This window comes from Phaeodactylibacter luteus (assembly GCF_007993045.1).
Taxonomy (GTDB): domain Bacteria; phylum Bacteroidota; class Bacteroidia; order Chitinophagales; family Saprospiraceae; genus Phaeodactylibacter; species Phaeodactylibacter luteus.
Map to the genome: position 1 here is coordinate 37,967 of NZ_VOOR01000007.1, position 23,150 is coordinate 61,116.

Consider the following 23,150-nt stretch of genomic DNA (forward strand, 5'->3'; position numbering starts at 1 on the left):
CCGTCCAATTTTCCGGCTAGAAAGCCAAAAAACCTACAAGCTCGAAGAAGGAAATAAGCAAAGGGCTTAGCCTAATGGGAAACTACTGAAAATGAGACAATAGGCTAAAACAGAAGGCTAATATGGCCAAAAGGTTGCAAAATCCAGCTTAGCACATATTCGGAGCTCGTTCCTTTTGCCAATCGGGCGCAAACCAGATTGTCGTTTTTTTGGGGGCCTGCCCCTGCCGTGAGGGCAGGTGCCGCTATGCTACGGGGCTCGCTCTTCGCTCGGCCTTATCAGGCCTGCCGCCCCTTCGCAGCGCTAGGCCAATGCCAAGCTAGAGCCCCCATAGCATAAACGCCTGCGACATTTTGGTTCACGCCCTGCCAATCAATGCTTTTTTTGCCTGGCTTCCTTACTGAATTCCCATTGCCTGCTCAACCCAATTGTAGTGGCTTCGCCAGAGCCCTGCCGGCTCAACAGGCAGGCATATAGCCTGACCAAAACGCTCCGGACAAACGCCTACTGCCAACGGAATCGCGCCCAGTCGCGCTGCAGTGGGGCGCTGAGGTAGGTCCAGCACAGCATATGGCTTACTTTCTGCCCTTGCCCCATGGGCTGTACATGTACCGCATTCGCCCCTGACTCGTTCAGCAGTCGCTCAAAATAAGGCAGGTGTGCACTACGCGAGACCAACGTGGTGTACCAAAAGCACCTTGTGGGCAGCTCCCGGCTTTCGCTGATGTAACGCGTTATGAACCCGCGCTCCCCTCCTTCGCACCAGAGCTCGCCTGCCTGCCCTGCAAAGTTCCGCCCGGCAGCTGCCTTGCCCAGCTTCCGCCATTTCCGCTCGTTCTCTTCTGCTGCGGCAGCAGCGGAAGCATAGAAAGGGGGGTTGCAGGCCACTGCGTCATAAACAGCCTTGCCTGTGATAGCCCCTTTCAACACCTGGCCAGGGTCTTGCTGCAAGCTTATGCTGACCCCTGCTTTGAAATGGGGGTTGGCAGCAAGATGGGCAGCTAGCGCCTGCAGCGCTTCCGGGCTGATATCCACTCCATGGAAAGACCAGCCGTAGAGCGCCCTGCCAAGAATGGGGTAAATGCCGCTTGCGCCTACCCCAATATCGAGGATTTGGACGCCCCCGCCATGGGGTGGCTGCCCGCCGTTCCCACTGCCTAGCAGATCAGCCAAATAATGCACATAATCTGCCCGGCCAGGCACCGGAGGGCAGAGGCTGCCTTCGGGGATAGACCATTCTTGGTAGCCATAGGCGTCCGCCAGCAGGCTTTTATTAAGCAATAATACGGCCTTCGGGTCGGAAAAATCTATGGTGAGCTGGCCGGAAGGGGAAGGTGACACATAAGCTGAAAGCGCTGGGCAAGCCTGCACCAGCTTGGCAAAGTCATACCCGTCCCGGTGAACGTTGCGGGGGTGCAATTGGTGTTTTGGCATTTTTTGCTGCATATCATTGATAAGGTATACCGTTGTTGCGGGTGAGCACCACAGGAAAATCTTCCGTAATGAGGAGGGTATGCTCATGCTGCGCAATGAAACCGCCATCTTCCCCTACCATAGTCCACCCATCTTCCAGCTCATAAACGTATTCGCTTTGGGTAGAAATAAAGGTCTCTAAGGCGATCGCTGTGCCAGCCTGAAGCACATCTGTGTTGTAAACATCCCGAAAACAGGGTACTTCTTCTGGGCTTTCGTGCAGGGAGCGCCCAATGCCGTGCCCACAGAGGTTGCGGATGACCCTGAGCCCCCGTTTCTTTGCTTCCTGCTCGATATAGGCGCCCAGGTCTGCAATGCGTACCCCGTGCTTAGCCCTTGGGATGGCCAGCCGGAGGATATCCATCGAAGCCTGTACCAGCCCCCCTAGGTTTTGCAGGTCTTTACCTAAAATGAAAGAGCCCCCGTTGTCACCGTAATAGCCATCAACCGCAGCAGAGACGTCAATATTGACCAAATCTCCTTCTTTAAGGATCTTCTCAGCGGTAGGGATGCCATGGCAGGCTTCTTCGTTGACGCAGATGCAGGCACAACCCGGAAATCCGTAATCCCTGGACGGGGCTGGATCCGCGCCAAAGCCCTCGAGGAGCCTGCGGCCGTACTCGTCCAGTTCGAGCGTGCTCATGCCAGGCTGTGCAAAGGCTTGCATCTGACGAAGGGTTTGAGCCACTGCTTCGCCAGCGCGTTTCATGCCTTCGAGGTCTTCCAGGGTAGCCACGTACATACGGGGTCGTCTTTTGGGTGAAGTCGCGAAGTTAGGAAAAAGGGGCTTTATAAAAGGAGCGTAAAACCCACATGCCTTTAGCCTTTGGGATGCAAGCGACAAATATTGTATATCTGCACGGTCAGTATGAGACATTGAAACCTCGTAAGGGGCTTGCGAGTACACGGGTGGAGCGACTGTAAGACGTCTAACTTCTTAGGAGGCAGTAGGCAAGTTGCTGTGCAACTAGAAGCCCATTTGTCTTTAGCAAATGGGTAGTCCCCCCACCCCGCTCAAACGTGCCAAGCTAAGCATCCGTTTGAAGGTCATTGCCATTGCCAACTAACACACTGTGGCCCCGGCTCCCCAGCAGGCTACAAACACATAGCGCTTAAAGCCTTGCCAATGGGGCGCAGAGGCTTAGCCTGGCATCGGCCTAGCGCTGCGAAGGGGTGTAAGAGCTAGTTAGGATTTTACACTTCGGGCTGCTCTTGCCGAATTTTGTCCTGCTCTTCGTTGTTCTTCGGTCACGTAGCTAAGGCTATTGGATTCAAGAATGGGGCCCTTTGTCCCATTCTTGAATATATCACGCCTCGATCAGGACAAAATTTGGCTGCGTTCGCTCCAAAAGTAAAATCCTAACTAGCTCTTAGCCCGACAGGGCCGAGCGGACAGCGAGCCCCGAAGCATAGCGGCTCCTGCCCGCTGCACCCACCCTTGCGGCAGGGGCAGGCCCCTATCCTTACGGAGGGGGCAGGCCCAAAAAACCATAACAATCGGGTTGGCGAAAAAAAATGCCCTGCTGTTGTCTCTTGGGCACAGCAGGGCGGTATTCAAATAGAATACGAAATTTATTTTATCCGCACTCGGAATGGCCGCAGCTCTTGCAGATCAGACAGCCTTCCTTGTAGATCAGCCCGTCTTGATCCCCACAGCTCGGGCAGGCGCTCTCCGCAGCCTTGGTCCCATCGGGCACAAACTGCTTCAAGGCACGGACCACCCCATTCTTCCAGGTGTTGATGTAATCTTCTTCTACGTTGAGCCCTTCTACAAGGTCTACCACATAAGGGATGGGCATACCGTGGCGCAGCACCCCAGAAATAAGCTTGGCGTAATTCCAGTATTCTTTATCGAAAGAGCGGGACAGCCCCTCTATCGTTACCCGGTAGCCCTGCTTGTCCTCGAATTGCAGGTCGTAGCGGTTGTTGCCCTCTTCATCCTGGTTTTTGATGACCCAGCCCCCGGTCACATAGCCCGGTATGATGAAGATGTCTTCAGATTTGCCGGTGAAAATCTCGTAGGGGCGGTTCTCAAATAGCCCGATCACCGCGATCCAGTCTTCGGAATTGTTTTTGAACCGGACCACAGCCGCTTCGAGGCGCTCAGGGCGCTTGGGCGACATGGTCTCCCGGAAGGCAGTGCCTTCCTTTTTCTTCTCCTTATCGGAAATAAGGACACCGGAGCGGGAGCCGTCCCGGTAAATGGTGCAGCCTTTGCAGCCGGACTCCCAGGCCGTTTCGTAGATTTTCTTGACCATGTCTTCGGTGGTCTCTTCTGGCACATTGACGGTGACGCTGATGGAGTGGTCTACCCACTTCTGAATGGCCCCTTGCATCTTGACCTTCTGCACCCAGTCCACATCATTGGCAGTAGCTTTGTGGTAAGGCGACTGCTCGATAAGCGGCTGAAGGTCTTCGGAGGGCATGTGCCGTACGGCCTCTACATCGTGCCCATTGGCAGACAGCCAGTCTAGGAACTTGTGGTGGAAAACGTTGTACTCTTCCCAGTGGTCGCCCACCTCGTCGATGAAAGATACCTTAGCGTCCTTATCGCTGGGGTTCACCTTGCGGCGGCGCTTGTAAGTGATGAGGAAGGCCGGCTCGATCCCGCTCGCGGTCTGCGTCATCAGGCTTGTGGTGCCCGTAGGCGCTATGGTGAGCAGGGCGATGTTGCGGCGGCCGTGGGCCAGCATTTCCTCGTACAAGGCGGGGTCAGCTTCTCTGAGCCGGTTGATGAACGGGTTCTCCGCCTCCCGTGCAGAATCGTAGACAGGGAACGCCCCCCTTTCTTTGGCCATCACGGCAGAAGAGCGGTAAGCGTTGATGGCCAGTGTCTTGTGCACTTTGGTACTGAACTCAATGCCTTCGTCGGAGCCATAGCGCAAGCCTAATGCGGCAAGCATATCGCCTTCGGCAGTAATGCCTACGCCTGTCCGGCGGCCGTTTACACAGGCTTTGCGGATTTTCTTCCAGAGCTCATACTCGGTCTGCTTGATATCTTCAGGCTCCGGGTCATTTTCTATTTTCACCAAAATGCGTTCGATCTTTTCGATCTCGAGGTCGATGATATCATCCATGATCCGCTGTGCCATCTGCACATGCTGCCCAAATTTCTCAAAATTGAACGCTGCTTTGGCGGTAAAGGGGTGGTCGACATAGCTGTACAGGTTGATGGCCAACAGGCGGCAGCTGTCGTAGGGGCAGAGCGGTATTTCGCCACAAGGGTTGGTGGATATGGTCTGATAGCCCAGATCTGCGTAGCAGTCGGGGACCGACTCCCGGATGATGGTATCCCAAAAGAGGACCCCGGGCTCGGCCGACTTCCAAGCGTTGTGTATGATTTTCTGCCACAACCTTGCTGCGTCGACCTCTTTCTCGTAGACCGGGCTGTCGGAATCGATTGGGTACTGCTGTTTGTAAGGCTTGTTTTGAATGGCAGCCCGCATGAACTCATCGTCGATGCGCACCGATACATTAGCGCCCGTTACCTTGCCTTGTTCGAGTTTAGCGTCAATGAAGCCCTCTGCGTCGGGGTGCTTGCTCGAGACCGTCAGCATCAGGGCGCCACGGCGGCCGTCCTGTGCTACCTCTCGGGTAGAATTGGAGTAGCGCTCCATGAAAGGCACTATGCCGGTAGAAGTCAGCGCGCTGTTCATGACCGGCGAGCCTTTCGGCCTCAGGTGGGAAAGGTCTTGCCCTACCCCGCCCCGGCGCTTCATGAGCTGTACCTGCTCCTCATCGGCTTTGGCGATCCCCCCGTAGGAGTCCGCGCCACTGCCGATCACAAAGCAATTGGACAGGGAGGAGACCTGAAAGGGGTTTCCGATACCTGCCATTGGGCTGCCTTGGGGGACGATATAGCGGAAACTTTTCAGCACTTCGTATACGGCTTCTTCAGACAACGGGTTAGGGTATTTCTCCTCTACGCGGGCAATTTCCCGCGCAATGCGGCGGTGCATGTCGTCGGGCGTGCGCTCATAGATGTTCCCATAGGAATCTTTCAGCGCGTATTTGTTGACCCAAACACTAGCGGCCAGGTCGTCGCCGTCAAAATATTCAACGGAAGCTTTCAAAGCCTCCTCGTAGGTGTAAGTCTGATCATAATCGGTTTTGCTAACCGGTGGCATTGCTGACGTTTCCATTCTTAGTATGTTATATTAGGATTAGACATATCCTTTTACGGCCTGTACAAACCGCACAGGCAACGCTTACCTGAACATGACCTGCACAGGTTTGGCGCGAATTGTTTTCTCCAGTGGAATGCTCTGACTATAGTCCAACAACTTAAGATTTGTGAAATTATGGCGCAGCTATTTTCCAGCTCGCAAGGCGAAAAACGTAGGCGATGCCTAAGTATCGGCGAGGCTTTTGAACGCAGCGAAATGAAAAAAGAGCAAATCAAAAATCACAAATCTTGGGTTGGCGGACTATAAATAGATGTGTCGCTTGGAATGGCAGCAGGAGCTGAACGCACAGTACCCCAAACCGCAGTTTTATGATGCCTGGCAAGCAAATCTAGAGCTCGAATATGGAAGTTGTCATCAAAAACTTTGGCTAGCCGCTACAGCTACTGCCCCGCTCCTCAGGTTTATGAAGCCTGAGCTTTGCGGTGCTCCGTTTTTCTGTCCTTAAATGTAACGGCCTTGCGGCAAAAAGTCACGGCTAGCCCTTGTATACTTTTCCACAGACTGTGGAAAACCTTCCAGGCTGAAGCGGTGCTCCGCCCGGCAGATATTGCACCAGAAGCGTGAAATGCCCCGCAGAGACAGCAATGAAGTGAGGCCTAGAGCGCTTGCCCCCTTGTAAAACGCTTGACCTTAGGGCATCCCAGCCCATTTTCAGCCCGGAGTGCTGCTCAATTTGCCCCAGAGCGCTCACAGCCTTTGGTACAATAGGCCAAGCCTTACGGCCCCGGCAGCGGCTGTTAAATGCCTTGCTGAAAATGTGGAAAACTCAAACAGAGGTGTGGAAAAACAGAAGGGCACCTTCCCGTAACAACGGTAGGTGCCCTAAAATTCAGAGGTGGGCATTACAGGATTCGAACCTGTGACCTCTGCCCTGTCAAGGCAGCGCTCTAAACCAACTGAGCTAAATGCCCGTTCAAAAATGCCAGCTTGGTATTGCCGGGGCACAAATATACACATTCCGGTTTATTCTAAAAGCCCAGGGTGAAAATTTATCTTTGCAGGTGCCCAAGGGAATGATTAGCTTAGTGACGGCAACCAACTATGCTATCAAACCATACGCTCCCACTTAAACGACAAACCATGAAAATCAAGCATCAACTGTTCTGGGCTATTGCCCTTTCCTTCTCTGCTCTGGCCTGCAAGCCCAGTGCTGAGCTGACGCAACAAGCCAACCAGGCCAAGCAAGACCTGCAGCAGTGCCAGGAGGAATCAGAACGTGCACAAGCACGTATCTCTGACCTGCGGGCCCAGCTCAATGACCGCAACGCCAAGCTTCAGGAGTCTATGTCGGAGAACAACCGGCTTTCCGCCCAGCTTGCCAACACTCAGGCAGCCCTTGAGTCGACTACCCGCGAGATGCAGGCTTCTTCCGATAAGTACGGCATTTGGTTCCGGGTACAGATCGGCGCATTTCAAGACCCTAAAATTGACCAGACCCTTCAGACCAACGAAGAAGGCATGGGGCTGGAAAACTCAGGAGACCTCCAAAAAATTGTCCTTGGGCGGTTCCGCAGCTACGAGCCTGCCAAACAGCTCCAAGCTCAAATCCAAAGCCTTGGCGTGAAAGATGCATGGATCGCTTCCTACAAGGATGGGGTGCGCATCCCTATTGAAGAGGCCATGAAAAATCAATAAACTCAAAGCTCATCAGCGGGGCTACAGTTACGGGGCAGGGGCTAAAGGCTTCTTTGCCCCGTATCTGTATTGACAAGGGCCTCATCCACAAAAATCCAGCTTTTGCCCCCGCGGCCCGGGTGCCAATCTGGATTCTTCAGCGGGCTGAGCACTTCCAGCCTGATGAACTTGGCGCGCACGGGCGCTATTTTTACATCAAAATACCCCATCTCGCTGCCTGCTACCTCTATGTCGCGTGCAGGCCAGCGCACCTCCCCTGCTTTCGTATACTGCTCCCCGTCCATAGAGGACCAAACCCTGGCGCCAGAAGGGAAGAAAATCCAGCTTGAGGGGTTGGACAAAGCGCTCAGCGTGAGGGTATGCACCTCAGTGGCCTCATCGAGCTCCAGTACTGTAGTGAAGTGCTGCCCCTCGTACCCTAGCCAATTGCCATCCGTAAAGGTGTTCCCTCCCTTGACCAAATCAGTGAGCGAACGGGCACCGTTGGCACCGTATTTCCCGCTTGGCTCATCAAGGAGCACAGCTTGCTTGACCGTGGCGCCGGCTTTTACAAACCTCGCTACTATCGTGTCGCTCCTTTCCCAACCTTCTTTCTGCAAAAGCGCCCGTACCACGGTAGAACGGTGCAGTACCACCGAGTCTCCTACAGGAAGGCAGCGCCAGGCGGTATCTGGAAGCTGTTGGATGCAGGCTTCTGCCCCTTTGAGGTTAGAAGTGAGCACGGCGACTGCCCTTTCCGTAAACAGGGTGGAAGCGGTATGGACTACCGGCGGGTTGAGCTTGCCCTTGCCGAACAGTGAACGCGCGGGGTCTAACACCCATGAGACATCTGGTGCAAGGGCTTGTGCCTTTGAGCGCCCTTCTGCAGTGACTGCAGTGGACCATAAATACACTTTTTCCAGCCCCGGCTGTTTAGACAATGCTTCCAGCCCCTGATCTGTAATTCTGGTCTGATATAGGTTGAGGGAAGAAAGCCGGGGCAAAGGGGGGAGCCCAGCCAGGTCTGCGTCGCTGACGGGCGTGCCCTGAAGCTGCAGCTTTTCAAGATTTGGGAAGCGGCTAAGCCCGGCCAGCTCCCGGAAGGGGGTCCAGCTCAAATCGAGCCCGATGATATGCTCCCCCCATGCTGACAAAGCCTCCAGCTGCTGCTCGCCCAAGCTGCTGTCCCGTGCCGCGCTAACCCTGAGCAGCGGCAGCCCGTCAGCGACCTGCTCTGCTTGAAACCCCAGCGCCTCTATCTGTGCTGCCGCATCCTCGCTCAGCGCGGGGAGGGCATTTGCGAAGGCATATGGGTTTGGGGCCAACAGCTCTTCCAAATGGGGTTTTACCTCTGCTGTCGCCTCCATCTCCGCTGCGGTGCAACTGCTGCACGCTCCGGCCTCTACCCACCATTTCAGCAGTGCGATTTCTTTTTCCTCCAACTGCAGCTTGCCCTCAGGCGGCATGTGGGCCTCATCCTGCAGGGGCAGGTGGATGCGGGCCATTATCAGATCTTCCTTTCCTTGCCCCCAAAGTGCCCCTGATTCGCCGCCAGCTTGTATGGCGCTGAATGACGATAGGTCCAGCCCGCCTTTTTTCTTAGATGGCTTATGACAGCTTACACATTTTTGATCGAGCAGCGGCTGTATGTAACCCTCAAAAAATGAGGCTTCCGTTAAATTGTACTGCAAGCCAGGGCCTTTGCCGGCGGGGCCAGGGAAAAGGAAGTCGGCACCATGGGTCATCACCCCTCCAAAATGCCCCGTAGCGCCTACAAGCACAACCGCTGTTGCCAGCAGTGCCTGATATAGCCGCTCCGACCATACCTGGCCTATCTGCCAAGCAGCAAGCCCGCCAGCCATTGCCACAGCGGTGGCAATGCCCAGCCATCGGTGCCATTCCAATGCTTCGCCCCCGTAGCCGGGCTCTTGGCTAAGCCCCCACCCGCTAAGACAGGACAGCAATGCGCCAGCAGCAGCTAAGCTTAGCGCCAGCCCGACCGCTTCTTTGTAAACAGGCTTGCGGTGCCTCAATACCTCTAGGACGCCTACGAACAGGATCAGCCCTATGGGCAGGTGCACAATAAGCGGGTGAAGACGGGAAGGGTCAGGCAATGCAGTCAGAAAAAGCATAACCATTGTTTTTAATCGTTAGGAAAAAGGAGGACTTCGTCCAAAAATATCCAAGCGCGCTGGCCTGCCCCGTCGTGCCAATCTGGCAAATATGCGGCTTGCACTTCCAGCTCTATAGGCTCAGCTGTAGCGCCAGCCAAAGGGATGTCCAATAATCGCAGTGCAGCCAACTGTCCTTTATCCGCCGGCCTACTGCTCCATCGCCCTATCAGGCGCCCTCCTTGGTAGGCCGATACCTCCTTAGGGGGGAATATCCAGGCCGCTGTGTCGTCGAGCGCCCCAAGCATAAGCTTGCCCGGCAGCTCTTCTCCTTCAAAATATATCTGCAACCGTAGCGTGCCAACCTCCCAGCCCAGCCATTCATCAGGAGTCGTACGGAACTGCAGCCCGCCCCTAGCTCGGTTCGATAGCGCCTGCGCCCCCTTCCCGCTGTACGAAGAAGAAGGGGGCTGCCCGAGCGCAACCCGGATGGTGAGGGCACGGGCGACATCCGTAATGGTAACTGCTTCTATTGGGCTAGGCTGGAAATCAGGGTGGAAGCCTTGAAAATAGAAAGTGCCCGACTCCCGGGCCGTGACAGCCCCTTTAACAACAGTTGCATTTTCCAAACCTTCTGCAACTGTAGCGTAGCGGTATAGGGTGCCTTCCTGCCCTCTGAGCACTTCCAAAATGGTGCTATCCTCAAAGAAAGGCTCCGGGGCATTGACCGCCGGGGGCGAGAGCTGAAAAAGAGCATGCCCTATAGCCGGTGGCTGCGCACTGAGCATGGCTGCGCCCAAAACAAGGCAGCACAATATTGAATTTCTGCTTTTCATACCCGTATCAATTTTATGGGGTAGGTGCCCCCTGCGTTCCACTGTGCCACGTAAAGGTTGTCATCCTCGTCTACGCATACATCATGAGGGTGGACGAACACTCGCACAGCCTGCCTCATCGGCTCCAGCCCGTTTTCACCATAAACAGGGGCAATGCCGCCGGGGGCAGAAACCATTTCCCCAGATGCGTCCAAGATGCTGATGAACCCAGAACCTGCACGGCCATCGCCAGACCAGATCGTGGCCAGATATACCTCACTGCGGTGTACGACAGGCCTGCAAATGAAAGCACCGGGGAGAAGGATGTCCTCAAGGTGCTCCCCTTCCATGGTGTACCGCTTCAACAGCTGCTGCTGTCGGGCCGTAACCAATAAAGTAGGCACTTCCTGACGTGTATCGATGGCAACGCCATGGGCATTCTGCAGCCCGGGGCGGCCGCCAAAAGCTTGCAACAGCCGGCCTTGGCTGTCGTACCGTAAAATGTACTGCTCCCCATACCCATCAGCTACATAAATATCTCCATTATCTGCCACCGCCACCTCGGTGGGCTTGTAGGCAGCAGCGGCATGGTAAAGCCCCGACTCTTGCGGCCACTCCAGCCGCATCACCTCCCGGCCTGCCCGGGTCAGTTTAAAGACCGCATTCCGCTCCGTGTCGGTGACGTAAAGAAAATCCTCCCCGCCTTCGTTTTTGAGCGTCAGCCCATGCGCACCAGGGAAATCAGTGCCCCAGGACTCGAGCAGGCGGCCGTCTTTATTGTACACCAAGAAATTGTTCCGGGTATGATTGGTCAGCAGCAATAGCCGGCCTAGGCTGTCCTGCACCATCTCGTGCGCATCCTTGACCGGGTAAAACCCTTTATGCAAAGCCCCCCAGTTCAGGTCGACCTGATATTGGAAACTGCCATGCCCGATCCGGAGCCCCGGCTGCCTCAACCAGCTGCCTGCCAACACCCCTGCTGCCCCAAGCCCAATTTGCCTGGCAAACTGTCTTCTTTTCATCTTGCTCATGTCAGCGTGTTTTAGGCCAGTAGGCCCTTCACCACATGCCCCTCTACATCGGTGAGCCGGAAGCGCCGGCCCTGGTATTTGTAGGTCAGCCGTTCGTGGTTGATCCCCAGCTGATGCAAAAGGGTAGCCTGGAAATCGTGGACATGCACAGGGTCTTCCGTAATGTTGTAACCAAAATCATCGGTAGCCCCGTACACCAGCCCGGGCTTTATGCCCCCGCCTGCCATCCACATCGTGAAGCAGCGGGGGTGGTGGTCGCGCCCATAGTTGGTGTCTGTCAAAGTGCCCTGCGAGTAATTGGTGCGCCCAAATTCCCCGCCCCAGATGACCAGCGTATCTTCGAGCATACCACGCTGTTTCAGGTCCATGACGAGAGCGGCAGAAGCCTGGTCTACATCCTTGGCCTGCCGGGCAATGGCCCCGGGCAGGTTGTCATGTTGGTCCCAGCCCATGTGGTACAGCTGTATGAAGCGCACCCCCCGCTCGGCCAGGCGCCTCGCCAACAGGCAATTGGCAGCGTAAGTGCCTGGGGTCATTGCGTCCGGCCCGTACATCTGGTAGATATAATCCGGCTCATCCTCTATGCTCATGACTTCCGGCACAGAAGTCTGCATCCGGTAAGCCATTTCGTATTGCGCTATCCGGCTTTGGACTTCTGGGTCGCCAGTCTCTTCTTGGTGCTTTTGGTTGAGCATGCTGAGGTGGTCTAGCATACGCCGGCGGTCAGCCCGGGTAAGGCCCGGCGCATCGTTCAGGTAGAGCACGGGGTCTTTGGCTGCCCGGAATTGCACTCCTTGGTGCAACGAGTGCAGGAAGCCATTGCCCCAGAGGCGGGAGTACAAAGGCTGCCCGTTCGGGCGGCCGGTGCCCCGGGAGAGCAGTACGGTGAAGGCCGGGAGGTTTTCATTGTCGCTGCCCAGCCCATAGCTCAGCCAGGAGCCAATGCTCGGCCTGCCGGGCTGCTGTGAGCCAGTCTGGAAAAAAGTAATGGCCGGGTCGTGATTGATCGCTTCCGTGTACATGGATTTCACGATGCACAGCTCATCTACGATTTTGGCGGTATACGGCAGCAGGCTGCTGACCCAGGCACCGCTCTGCCCATGTTGAGCAAATGGGAAAAGAGAGCCGACAAGCGGGAAGCTATCTTGGCCAGACGTCATGCCCGTCAGGCGCTGCCCTTGCCGGACCGACTCGGGCAGGTCCTCGCCCCGGCGCTGATTGAGCAGTGGTTTGTAATCGAACAGTTCCAATTGGGATGGGCCGCCGCTCTGGAAGAGATAGATGACGCGCCGGGCTTTCGCCGGATGGTGGAGGGCTTCCAAAATGCCCTGTGCCCCGTTGATCTCCTCTACTGCGAGCCCGTTCTCTCCCTGCCGGAAAAACCGCATGCCCAAGAGGCCTCCAAGGGCTGCCGTGCCAATACCTACTGCTGTTTTTGACAAAAAAGCGCGCCGGTTCATGCGCAGTGCGTGTTCTTCCATCGGGTTCATAAGCCTACTTTTTTAAAGGCCTGCTAAGCCTTGATGATTCAATGCTGTTTTTGGCCGCAGCCAATCACTCACCCCCTGTTGATGGCCACATCCAGGTTCAAGATGGTATTGCCCACAAACGCAAGGGCTGCATGTACAGCCAACGGAGTGCCATGAGCCGTTTCCTGTGCACCTGCGCCCACATATTGCTTTGCGCGTAAAGGCGCTTCTGCAAACACCTCCTGTTGCTGCTCAAAAAGCTGCAACAACTGCTCGAGCTCTTCGGCATCGGGCAAACTGGAGGTCACCGTACGGTACATCCATTTGATAGCCGCCCCCGGCTCCCCTTCCGCCTTCCGCCAAGCCCGGGCAGCCAGCACTTGGCTTGCCTCCACTATAGCCGGATCGTTCATCAACAGCAGGGCCTGCAAGGGGGTGTTGGTCTCTTGCCGCTCTACAGTGCACAAATCACGGGAAGGGGCGTCGAAAATCAGCATGCCAGGAGGAGGCACTGTCCGTTTCCAAAAAGTATAGAGGCTCTTTCGGTATAAGTCGTCGCCTTCGCCCTGCACGTAGCGGGCTGTAGAGCCGCCTCCGCCGCCAGTGGTTTCTTCCCATAGGCCTTCCGGTTGATACGGCTTGACACTAGGCCCGCCTACTTCCCTGACCAGCAAGCCGGAAGAAGCAAGTGCCTGATCCCGGATCATCTCGCCCTTCAGGCGAAGCCGGGGCGCACGGGCAAGCCATTGATTGCCGGGGTCGGCAGCGAGCTTTTGCGGGGAGGTTACAGCCGATTGCCGGTAGGCCGCTGACTCTACAATTAGGCGGATTAGGGCTTGAATATCCCAGCCGCTTTCGCGGAAACGGACCGCCAGATAGTCCAATAGTTCAGGGTGGGTAGGCAGGGCGCCCTGATTCCCGAAATCAAATGGGGTACTGACCAAGCCCTGGCCAAAAAATTGCTGCCAGATGCGGTTGACCGCTACCCGGGCCGTAAGCGGGTTGCCGGGCTGAAAAAGCCAGCGGGCCAGCTCAAGGCGGTTATCAGCAGAAACCCCATCGGGGTTGAACGCTTTGGGGATAGCCGGGCTTATCTGCTCCCCATACTGATCGTACTGCCCTCTTTTCAAGACGAAAGTCGGGCGGCGCTCCTCCTTTTCCGCCATGACCATGAGGTCTAGGGATTCCAGTTCTTCTTTGTTGTTGATAAAAGTGAGGATGTTGTCTATCTCCTCCTTCGAAATCGTAATGGAAGGCTCTGGGGCAAAACGCGCATTTTGGTTGAGCTCAGAGACGTACCCCCGCTCCGGCACGTTGTTGAAATAGCCAAACAGGCTAAAGTAGTCTTTCTGGCTGATGGGGTCATATTTGTGGTCGTGGCAACGGGCACAGTCCATCGTCAGCCCCAGGAAAGCTGTACCGAAAGTCTGCACGCGGTCGGCTACATACTCCACGCGGTACTCCTCGTCAATGACGCCCCCCTCTGCAGTAATTTTATGGTTGCGGTTGAAGCCTGTGGCCAGCAGCTGCTCCTTGGTTGGGCTGGGCAGCAAATCGCCCGCCAACTGCCAAATGACGAACTTGTCGTATGGCATGTTCTCCCGGAAGGCATGTATGACCCAATCCCGCCAAGGCCACATGGTGCGCTCGAAGTCGTCCTGATAACCATGGGTGTCTGCATACCTGGCCAAGTCCATCCAATCCAGGGCCATACGCTCTGCATAATCGTCTGTATCTAAAAACCGGCCGGCCCACTCTGCCCAGGCGCCCGGGCGGTTATCGGCTTCAAAAGCCTGCAGCTCCTCTGAGGTGGGAGGCAGCCCTCTCAGGTCAAAGGACAACCTGCGCAACAAAGCCGATTTCTCTGCCATAGGGGCCGGGGCTAGCCCGTTCTCTTCCATCTTTTCGTACAAAAACCGGTCAATGTCGTTCACGGCCCAACCTGCACCGGCCGCTGGCACAGCTGGGGCTACTGGCGGCGTGAAGGCCCAATGGGCTTTCCACTCTGCCCCCTGGGCTATCCATTTCTTGAGCACTGCCTTTTCCCATTCTGAAAGGCTGAGGTTGCTTTCCGGAGGGGGCATGGCCTCTGTGGGGTCTGCTGAATAGATGCGCGCAATCAGCGTGCTCTGCTCCGGTTTGCCCGGGACAATGGCAAAATGATCCTTAGCGTCGCCTAAGGCCGCAAATGCTGCAGCCTCTTCATGCAGCCCAAGCCCTGCATCGCGTTTGGCCTCGTCCGGCCCATGGCACTTAAAGCAGCGGTCAGATAAAATGGGCTTGACGTGGAAATTGAAGTCTACCACATCCGGTAAAGGCAGGCGCATGTCTGCTGTTGGTTGTTCGGCGGAACAGCTCCAAGACAGGCCTGCAATGAGCAAAAACCGGAGGAGCATAGTTGGGTTGGGCATGGCACAAAGATTTCAATATTGATAATAAGGCGGCTACTTTCCAAGAGGCGCTAGGCCCGGCTTTTCCGAAGACAGCGAGTACGGGCGGGCCCCTGGCGAGGCAGCCCATCCTTTAGCTGGTGCTGCCCCCATCTTCAGCTGCAGCTGCCCCCCGCTCTGTACCACATCATAATCCAGCCAAGCTTGCTCAAAAGGCTGCCCGTTGAGCTCCCCACCCTGAATGTAAACGTGCTGTGGGCTATTGCCCTCTGCTTTTATCACAAAGGTGTTGCCATTTTCAAGCTGTAGGGTTATCTCGTTGAACAAGGGGCTGCCCATGACATACTGAGGCGTACCTGGGCAGACCGGATAAAAGCCCATGGCACTGAAGACGTACCAAGCGGAGGTCTGGCCATTGTCCTCATCCCCGCAATAGCCATCCGGGCCAGGGTGGTACAACCGCTCCATTACTTCCCGGGCACGCTGCTGGGCTTTCCAAGGCTGTCCTGCATAATTGTACAGATATATCATGTGCTGAATCGGCTGATTGCCGTGGGCATAGTTGCCCATATCCGCAATCTGCATTTCACGGATCTCATGTATGGTGAAGCCGTAGTAGCTATTGTCAAACTTCGGAGGCATAGTGAACACCTCGTCGAGGCGAGCGGCAAAAGCTTCTTCTCCGCCCATCAGGCCCATCAGGCCAGCGATGTCATGAAAAACCGACCACGTGTAGTGCAGGCTATTGCCTTCTGTAAAGGCATCACCCCATTTAAGCGGGTTGAACGGGGCTTGGAAGGCGCCATCCTCGAGCCGCCCGCGCATCCATCGGGTTTCTGGGTCGAAGAGGTTGCGGTAATTTTGGGACTGCTGGTAAAACCGGTCGGCGACTTCGGTTTTCCCCATTTTTTCTGCCATGCGGGCCAAGGTGAAATCCGCATAAGCGTACTCTAACGTCCGGGCCGCATTTTCGTTGATGCCTACATCGTAAGGCACATAGCCCAGGCGGTTGTAATAATCTACCCCTGCGCGCCCGACCGATTGTACTGGCCTGCCCGCTTCTACCTCTGCATTTTTCAACATAGCTTCCAAGAGCAGCTCTGCATCAAAGCCTTTAACCCCCTTCAGGTAAGCATCAGCGATAATTGGGGCAGAATTCGAGCCTACCATACAATCGCGGTGCCCTGGGCTCGCCCATTCCGGCAGCCAGCCGGATTCAAGATAAGCATTGGCCAGCCCTTCCATGATCTTCCCGTTCAGCTCCGGGTACATGAGGTTGAAAAAAGGGAAAACAGCCCGGAACGTATCCCAGAAACCGTTGTCCGTAAATAAATAGCCCGGGCGCACTTCTCCGTTGTATGGGCTGTAATGCACGATTTGGCCATCGGCGCCCTCTTCGTAGAAAGCACGTGGGAAAAGCAACAGGCGGTACAAACAGGAGTAAAAGGTGCGGATGTCTTTTTCCTGCCCCCCTTTAACTTGTATGCGAGACAGCTCTTTATTCCAGCGGGCTTTGCCCTGTGCCCTGACTTCCTCAAAACTGAGGTTGCCTATTTCACGGTCCAAGTTGAGCTGTGCCTGCTCGGGGCTGATGAAGGAGGAGGCGACCCTGACTTCGACCTGCTCGCCACGGCTGGCCGGGAAGCCCACGGCTGCCCCTACGTGGCCTGCCTCGCTGTAAAGGCTGCCGGGCTGTAGCGCCCAACCGTCCTCCCAAGTGTGTGCCACGGTAAAATCCCGGTCAAACTCCGCCACAAAATAGTTGTGGAAGTTGTCCGGCACCCCACCGCTGTTGTTCCGGCAATAGCCGATAATTTTACGCTCCTCTGGCAGGATGCGCACCATAGAGCCTTTGAAAAAGGCATCGAGGAGGACCCAAGCGGTATCCGTTTCTGGAAAGGTAAAACGGAAATGAGCAGCACGGGAAGTGGGCGCAACCTCGGCAGTCACATCATAATCAGCCAAATAGACACTATAGTAATGCGGCTGAACCGTCTCCGCTTTGTGAGAAAACCACGACGCCCGCTCCTCTTCTTCTATCTTCAGCTCCCCGGTAAGCGGCATAAGTGAAAAAGCAGCGTAGTCATTGATCCAAGGGCTCGGCTGATGTGTCTGCTTGATGCCACGGATTTTATAAGCGTCATACTGGTACGTCCAGCCATCGCCCATTTTGTTGGTCATGGGGGTCCAGAAATTCATCCCCCAAGGCATGGCTATGGCGGGGTAGGTATTGCCATTGGACAGGCTGAACTCAGAATCTGTGCCCATCAAAGGGTTCACCCATTGGGTGTAATCTTCTATCCCTTTCCCAGAAATAGCGCCCGGGCCAGATGAAGGCTGGCAACTGGCCATAAAGGCCAAGAAGGGGATGGCTAAAAAAACAGCGCGTCGTCGCATATTATTTGATCATTATTTCGTCAAGGAAAAGCCACAGCTCGCCATCGGCAGCACCGTGCCAGGCTGGCGTAGGCCCATAGTTGCTGGCCTTCATGGTAAAGTATCGGTAACTGCCTTTTTCAATGGGCACCCGATAGCGGTGCACGGCTTTTTCGCCAGCTTCCTGAGCAGGGAGCTGGAGCTCACCTACTTTGCTGAGCTGCCCGGGGCTGCTGCCTGCCCAAACTTCAATGCTGCTGGGCGGGAAAATCCAAGAGCCGGTTTCCGTAAGGGCGCCCACCCAGACCTCTCTGGCCTGGCGGGGCTCGCCCAAATCTAGCTGCACTTCAATATCGTCTTTGATGCCTGTCCATTTATTGTCGCTATAGCTCTCAGAGCCGATCTGCTGGTCAAAAAGCTGCAGCCCGCCCTCTTCTCCGTAAGGGAAGCCTTGCTGCTCCACAGTGAAACGGGGGTAGCCTTCCGGCAAATCTGCCAAGATGCTCTTAAAAAATGGCTTGGCGTAAATGCCACTGGGGTTGAGCCTCGGGCTGTAAGCAATGGCTTGCAGTACCGCATCCTCTGTTATCCGGATAGGGCCTTGGTAGAGCTCGCTGGCCTCAGAAGGGGCACTGCCATCAAGGGTGTAATAAATGCGGGCACCTGCCTGGGCGCAGTCTAATTCGACTTCCCGCGATGCTTGAAAGAAAGCACCGCCCCTGGCCTCGAAAGGGGCTGGCGTGCCAAGCGGCGCTACCTCTGCTGCGGCTGTATCCGCAAAATCCCCCGGGAAGGTATGCGCTGGGGCGCTGCCCCACTCCCGGTTAGGGCGGGGGCCCATTTCGAATTTGAGCTCCCCCCCGCTCATGATGGCTTCGTAGGGCAGGTAGTTTTTTTCATAGGGCTTCCCGTTCAGCCATACCCGCTGTACGTAAATGTGCTCCGGCGCCCCCTGGGCCACCACGGTAAAGTCTTTACCGGATTCCAAATGCAGGACGGCTTTGGGGTGCAAAGGGCTGCCCAGCTGGAACACGCCATCGCCGGGGGCCACCTGGTACAGCCCGAGGGCGCTGAGCAGGTACCAGGCCGACATTTGCCCAAGGTCTTCATTATTGATGGAGCCTTCATCCGGGGTGTCTTTGTACATCGTCCGCAATACTTCGGCTACATACTGCTGAGTGAGCCAAGGCATACCGACGTAATTGAACAGGTAGGCCATGTGATGTCCCGGTTCGTCCCCATGCCCATACTTGCCGATAAACCCAGAGATGTCAACGTGCTGCTCGCCTTCCAAAGGGGCATCATTTTCAAAGACCCCTTTAAGCCATTTGGCGTAAGCCGCCCGCCCGCCGTGCAGCTGCATAGCGCCTTTCATATCGTGGGGGGTATAAGCGCTGTAGGCCCAGATGTTGCCAGAAATAAAATGCCCCTTTAGCGGGCTCCAGCGGGAAGTATCGAGGCGCACCATCTCCCCCGTGCGCCGGCGTGGCATCAGGTAGCCCGTCTGTGGGTCAAATAAATTGCGATAGGCAATAGCCCGCTGATCAAACAGTAGTTGGTCTTTCGTTTTGCCCATTTGCTCAGCTACCCGGGCTATCGCCCAATCGCAATAGTTCTGTTCGGTTGTTTTGGAGACAGAGACGCCTGTCTCGGCGGTCACATATCCGTACTTGAGGTAGTCGTCCATCCCGTTCAGATCACTGACCTGGCTGTGCTTCGTCCGGTCAAAAGCAGCGTAACGAATGGCCTCATAGGCTGCATCCCGGCCGATGCCCGGCACCTGCTTGAGCACCGCATCTGCTATAGGGGATACGGCGCTGTAGCCGATCATGCAACGGTTGTCATAGCCCAGGCACTCCCAGCTCGGCAGCCCTACTCCTGCATCAACTACCCGTGAGGACAGGCTATTGACAAAGGCTGCGGTCTTTTCCTGTTCTACTATCGTAAAGAAAGGGTGCAGAGCCCGGTAGGTATCCCAGGTCGAAAAATTGCTGTACTGTGGGATATCAGACTGCCGCACTTCGCCCTCCACATAGTACTGCCCGTCGGCATCAGAAATCAGATTGGGCGAGATGAAGGCGTGGTACATGCCGGTGTAATAAACCCGGAGCTGCTCTTGGCTTGCGCCAAAAAGGGTGACCTTGCCCAAGACTTCCCGCCACTGCGCTTCTGCTTTGGCGCGGGCCTCGTCAAATCCAGGTGTGCCCTCTGCCTCCAGATTGGCCTGCGCACCTTCCATGGAGACCGATGAAAGCGCCAAGGCGACCTCTACCGCCCCTCCATTCTCCAGCCCAAAATCCAACTGTGCAACCAGCCCTTTGCCACGCCCAGAACGCCCCGCTACGGCACGCCCTTCCCGGGTTAGCGTCATGGACTTCACCGGTTTGGAAAAGCGGGCATAAAAGTGCTGCCGCCGCTGCCCTGCCGACCACCCTTCCACAGCTTTGTACCCCCTAAACTCCCGGTCGCTCACCCATTCCAGATAGGTGTCCTGAATGTGCTCATTGATATGGTGGTTGGGGTCAATGATAAGGTAAGCAGGCTTGCCAGGCTCAAAGGTATAGCGGTGGTAGCCTGTGCGCTGGCCTGCTGTGAGCTCCGCCAATACCCCTTCGTCTCTCAGCTCAACGGCATAATAGCCGGCAGCGGCAGTCTCGTCGTCATGAGAAAACCGGGCTCGGTATCCCGTACCGGGTTCAGCTTCTGTGCCGGGCCCGGCATGGGGCTCACGGGCAGGCATCAAAAGGATATCGCCTAAGCCAGACAGCCCTGGGCCACTGATGTGGGTGTGCGCAAAGCCCTTGATGATGGTATCCGAATAATGATAGCCAGAACACCAGTCCCAGTTTTTATAGTCGTTTGACGGGCTGAGCTGCACCATGCCAAATGGGACGGTCGCGCCCGGGAAAGTATGCCCGTGGCCGCCAGTGCCGATCATGGGGTCGACATAAGCAAGGGGGTCGCCCACCTGCTCAGGGGCAGTGCAACCTGTAGCCCAAAAGGCCAGCGCTAAGAATATGCAGTGAGGGATATGCTTCATGCTGATTCATTTTTTTGGCAGGCTTCAAAAACAGAAAGCCATGTCAACTGCCCGGGCGTCTCACCTGCGCGCAACGCCCAGCGGATGGTTTTTTCCTCTCCAGGGAAAAGGTCGAAAAAGTTATCAGAGGCATTAGCCTCCACCCCTTCCAGCTGCACATAGAGGTTTTTGACCAGATTGCTGCTGCTGAGGGTAGCGGTCAAATGCCCCTCCCCCTGCTCTAGGCGCCACAGCACCTCAGGCGGGCGGAGCTGCAATTCTTTGGGCTTATCCAGCCAAATGATGCGGTCGTAAACTACAGTGCCCTCCCTGAGGACTTCCAGGCGGACAAAGCGCTGCCCTTTTTCAAGCCCCTCGCTTTCCTGCTGCAGCTCAGGCACTTCCCAAACGGTATTCGCCTCGGGCCCTACTCGCAGACGGTGCTCAGCCATCCAGTGCCGCTTGCCAGCAATGCTATAGAGCCCCAGCCTTGCTGTCACCTGCTGATCGCCGGCCTCGTCTTTGATGAACACCGCCTTCCATACAGCCCTCCGGACATCCAAAACCCCGATAACCGGCTGATAGGCCTGCCGGACGTGATAGTGCAGGGCTTTCCACCGGCCGTAGTAATCTATGCCAGACCAAGAAGCTACCGGCCAGCAGTCATTGAGCTGCCAATAGAGGGTGCCCATACAGAAAGGCTTTGCTGCACGGTGGGCTTCAATGGCCATCCGGATGCCTTCTGCCTGCAACACTTGACTGAGGTAAAGGAAGGCCTCAAAGCTCTGTGGCGGAGCGTATGCTTCCATCAGGTATTTACGGATGATGCCGTTGCCGCGCGGGTGCTTTTGGTGCAACTGCATGACAGGGCTTTCCAGGCCCCAGTCTTCTGGCGAGGTGTACCGCTTTACAGATTCCAGCAAAGGGAAAGACTGAAACCCATACTCGCTCATAAACCTTGGGACAGCGTCCTGATAGGTTTCAAAGGGGGCCTCCTCATGCCAGACCCCCCAATAATGGACGTCCCCATCTGCATAGCGGGAAATTTCCGAATAATCGATCATGGGCGAAGAAGGCAGGTAATCTATCCCCGGGGCATGGCCAGCCACCAATTCAGGCAGCAGCCCGTGGAAAAGCCGGTCATAATCTGCTTTGAGCTGCTCGCATTGTACCGGGGAATAGCCGTACGTTTCCTGCCAGCCCCAATGCTCCCAGCCAACGCCGATTTCGTTATTACCGCACCACAAAACCACGGAAGGGTGCGCTTTCAGCCGTTTGATGTTATACACCGCCTCCTTGGCCACGTTGTCCAAAAAAGCCTCATCGCCGGGGTACATCGTACAGGCAAACATAAAATCCTGCCACACCATAATGCCACGCTCGTCCGCCAAATCATAAAACAAGCCTTCTTCATAAATGCCGCCCCCCCATATCCGGACCATATTGAAGTGGGCCGCCTCCATATCGTCGAAGCACTGCCGGTAGCGCTCAGGGCCGGCCTGATCCAAGAAGCTGTCTTGGGGGATATAATTGGCCCCAAGGGCAAAAACAGGCTGCCCATTGATTTCAAAATAAAAAGACCGCCCGTGCTCATCCGGCTTCCTGATGAGCCGGGCTGTGCGCATGCCAAAACGAGAACGAGCAGCCGCAAATGTTGCGCCTGTGCTGCCCGCTACGCGCCATTCTACCTCATATAGGCGGGCTTCGCCATACCCTTTGGGCCACCAATAGGCGGCGCCCGGCAGCTCGAGCTCGAAAGAAAAGTGCTGCGTGCCTTTTTCGCAAGAGATAGGGAAATCGAATGCCCACTGCCCTTGCCCAATGTCCAGCCTGACGAGGTACTCACCTGGCTCGGCCACCTCCAGCTCGAGGCTCGCCAATACCCGCCCCCCTTGGGGCAATAGCTCCAAGGTAGACAAATCCTGATGCTGTATGCGCACACAGCTGTACCCCAACAATTGGACGCCGCGCCAGATCCCGCTAGTCACAAAACGGGGGCCCCAGTCCCAGCCATAGTGGTAGGGCGCCTTCCGGCTAAATACGCTCAGCTTTTCCTCGGAATGGTCATTGCCGGCCGGGTAAACCAAGCCTGCGGCAGCGGCCCGGCCCCTCACCTCCTTCAGCGGAGAGCGGAACACAATCCGGAGCTCATTGCTGCCGGGCTGAAGCCAGCCGCTCACGTCTACCTGATGCCGGAGGAACATATTCTGTGAATCGAGCAGGTGCCTGCCATTAAGCCAAACCGAAGCGTAAGTATCCAAGCCATGGAAATCGAGCAGTTGACACTGATGCGCCAGCAAATCTGGCCCAGCCGTAAAGCCTAGCTTATATTCCCAGTCCCGCTCTGCTACCCACTGCACTTTGTTTTCATGCTCCCGATAAAAAGGGTCCGGTATAGCCTTAGCCCGGAACAAGTCCGAGTAATTGTTCCCGGGCACAACCGCCGGCAGCCATTCGCTGCCTCCCAGCTCTCGGAACACCCAACCCTCAGACAGCCAATAGGATGCCCCGCTCTCCATTGCAGTGCCCGGCCGCGGCACCGCCATATTTTTTTGTTGATTCGACATAAAGGTATTTTTCAGGGCACAGCGTTCCAACACCATCGCCCATTCCTTGAGTTTGCGCTTTTATGGAAGAAAAATAATAAAATACACGGACAAACCGG

Annotated in this window: 12 protein-coding genes and 1 tRNA gene; 1 reads left to right on the forward strand and 12 read right to left on the reverse strand. The window is 55.9% G+C overall.

The window, feature by feature from the left end; genetic code table 11:
- Positions 1-504 precede the first annotated feature (504 nt).
- The 4 genes from rlmF to FRY97_RS04770 all read right to left on the reverse strand — a co-directional run bounded on the left by rlmF (position 505) and on the right by FRY97_RS04770 (position 6,571).
- Positions 505-1,434 carry a 23S rRNA (adenine(1618)-N(6))-methyltransferase RlmF gene (gene rlmF / locus FRY97_RS04755; RefSeq protein WP_170254507.1) on the reverse strand — a complete coding sequence of 310 codons (930 nt, stop codon included), beginning with the start codon at positions 1,432-1,434 and terminating at the stop codon, positions 505-507.
- A gap of 13 nt (positions 1,435-1,447) precedes the next feature.
- Positions 1,448-2,215, reverse strand: a complete 768-nt coding sequence (gene map / locus FRY97_RS04760) for a type I methionyl aminopeptidase (RefSeq protein ID WP_147166293.1) — start codon at positions 2,213-2,215, stop codon at positions 1,448-1,450.
- 835 nt (positions 2,216-3,050) lie between these two features.
- Positions 3,051-5,600 (reverse strand): adenosylcobalamin-dependent ribonucleoside-diphosphate reductase, encoded by a 2,550-nt coding sequence (locus FRY97_RS04765; RefSeq protein WP_147166385.1) that lies wholly within the window; start codon positions 5,598-5,600, stop codon positions 3,051-3,053.
- Between the two features lie 896 nt (positions 5,601-6,496).
- A tRNA-Val gene (locus FRY97_RS04770) sits at positions 6,497-6,571 on the reverse strand.
- A 169-nt stretch (positions 6,572-6,740) separates the two neighbouring features.
- Between FRY97_RS04770 and FRY97_RS04775 the strand changes: the two genes are divergently transcribed.
- Complete coding sequence (locus tag FRY97_RS04775) at positions 6,741-7,295, forward strand: SPOR domain-containing protein (protein ID WP_147166294.1); 555 nt, start codon at positions 6,741-6,743, stop codon at positions 7,293-7,295.
- A 41-nt stretch (positions 7,296-7,336) separates the two neighbouring features.
- On the opposite strand, the gene FRY97_RS04780 is transcribed toward FRY97_RS04775, so the two are convergent.
- The 8 genes from FRY97_RS04780 to FRY97_RS04815 form a co-directional block, all read right to left on the reverse strand.
- Positions 7,337-9,406, reverse strand: a complete 2,070-nt coding sequence (locus FRY97_RS04780; RefSeq protein ID WP_170254508.1) for a c-type cytochrome domain-containing protein — start codon at positions 9,404-9,406, stop codon at positions 7,337-7,339.
- 11 nt (positions 9,407-9,417) lie between these two features.
- Positions 9,418-10,221, reverse strand: a complete 804-nt coding sequence (locus tag FRY97_RS04785) for a hypothetical protein (protein ID WP_147166296.1) — start codon at positions 10,219-10,221, stop codon at positions 9,418-9,420.
- The gene (locus tag FRY97_RS04790) at positions 10,218-11,231 is read right to left on the reverse strand and encodes an NHL repeat-containing protein (protein ID WP_211356811.1); all 1,014 of its coding nucleotides are present in this window, start codon (positions 11,229-11,231) and stop codon (positions 10,218-10,220) included. The genes FRY97_RS04785 and FRY97_RS04790 overlap by 4 nt, the downstream gene beginning before the upstream one ends.
- 11 nt (positions 11,232-11,242) lie before the next feature.
- On the reverse strand, positions 11,243-12,721 hold the full coding sequence (locus FRY97_RS04795) for a DUF1501 domain-containing protein (RefSeq protein ID WP_147166297.1): 1,479 nt from the start codon (positions 12,719-12,721) through the stop codon (positions 11,243-11,245).
- 68 nt (positions 12,722-12,789) lie between these two features.
- Positions 12,790-15,111 carry a PSD1 and planctomycete cytochrome C domain-containing protein gene (locus FRY97_RS04800; RefSeq protein ID WP_147166298.1) on the reverse strand — a complete coding sequence of 774 codons (2,322 nt, stop codon included), beginning with the start codon at positions 15,109-15,111 and terminating at the stop codon, positions 12,790-12,792.
- A gap of 33 nt (positions 15,112-15,144) precedes the next feature.
- Entirely contained in the window at positions 15,145-17,487 is a 2,343-nt protein-coding gene (locus tag FRY97_RS04805; protein ID WP_147166299.1) for a GH92 family glycosyl hydrolase, read from the reverse strand.
- Between the two features lies 1 nt (position 17,488).
- Positions 17,489-20,506 (reverse strand): GH92 family glycosyl hydrolase, encoded by a 3,018-nt coding sequence (locus FRY97_RS04810; protein WP_147166300.1) that lies wholly within the window; start codon positions 20,504-20,506, stop codon positions 17,489-17,491.
- Positions 20,503-23,052 carry a beta-mannosidase gene (locus tag FRY97_RS04815; RefSeq protein ID WP_147166301.1) on the reverse strand — a complete coding sequence of 850 codons (2,550 nt, stop codon included), beginning with the start codon at positions 23,050-23,052 and terminating at the stop codon, positions 20,503-20,505. Before FRY97_RS04815 ends, FRY97_RS04810 begins: the two co-directional genes overlap by 4 nt.
- Positions 23,053-23,150: the final 98 nt, after the last annotated feature.

What these genes read in the sequence shown, in the direction of transcription:
- FRY97_RS04790 (WP_211356811.1), bottom strand. Translation starts at nt 11,231, where the DNA reads ATGAGCAAGATGAAAAGAAGACAGTTTGCCAGGCAAATTGGGCTTGGG.
- FRY97_RS04780 (WP_170254508.1), bottom strand. Translation starts at nt 9,406, where the DNA reads ATGCTTTTTCTGACTGCATTGCCTGACCCTTCCCGTCTTCACCCGCTT.
- FRY97_RS04785 (WP_147166296.1), bottom strand. Translation starts at nt 10,221, where the DNA reads ATGAAAAGCAGAAATTCAATATTGTGCTGCCTTGTTTTGGGCGCAGCC.
- FRY97_RS04765 (WP_147166385.1), bottom strand. Translation starts at nt 5,600, where the DNA reads ATGCCACCGGTTAGCAAAACCGATTATGATCAGACTTACACCTACGAG.
- FRY97_RS04795 (WP_147166297.1), bottom strand. Translation starts at nt 12,721, where the DNA reads ATGAACCCGATGGAAGAACACGCACTGCGCATGAACCGGCGCGCTTTT.
- FRY97_RS04775 (WP_147166294.1), top strand. Translation starts at nt 6,741, where the DNA reads ATGAAAATCAAGCATCAACTGTTCTGGGCTATTGCCCTTTCCTTCTCT.
- FRY97_RS04810 (WP_147166300.1), bottom strand. Translation starts at nt 20,506, where the DNA reads ATGAAGCATATCCCTCACTGCATATTCTTAGCGCTGGCCTTTTGGGCT.
- map (WP_147166293.1), bottom strand. Translation starts at nt 2,215, where the DNA reads ATGTACGTGGCTACCCTGGAAGACCTCGAAGGCATGAAACGCGCTGGC.
- FRY97_RS04815 (WP_147166301.1), bottom strand. Translation starts at nt 23,052, where the DNA reads ATGTCGAATCAACAAAAAAATATGGCGGTGCCGCGGCCGGGCACTGCA.
- rlmF (WP_170254507.1), bottom strand. Translation starts at nt 1,434, where the DNA reads ATGCCAAAACACCAATTGCACCCCCGCAACGTTCACCGGGACGGGTAT.
- FRY97_RS04805 (WP_147166299.1), bottom strand. Translation starts at nt 17,487, where the DNA reads ATGCGACGACGCGCTGTTTTTTTAGCCATCCCCTTCTTGGCCTTTATG.
- FRY97_RS04800 (WP_147166298.1), bottom strand. Translation starts at nt 15,111, where the DNA reads ATGCCCAACCCAACTATGCTCCTCCGGTTTTTGCTCATTGCAGGCCTG.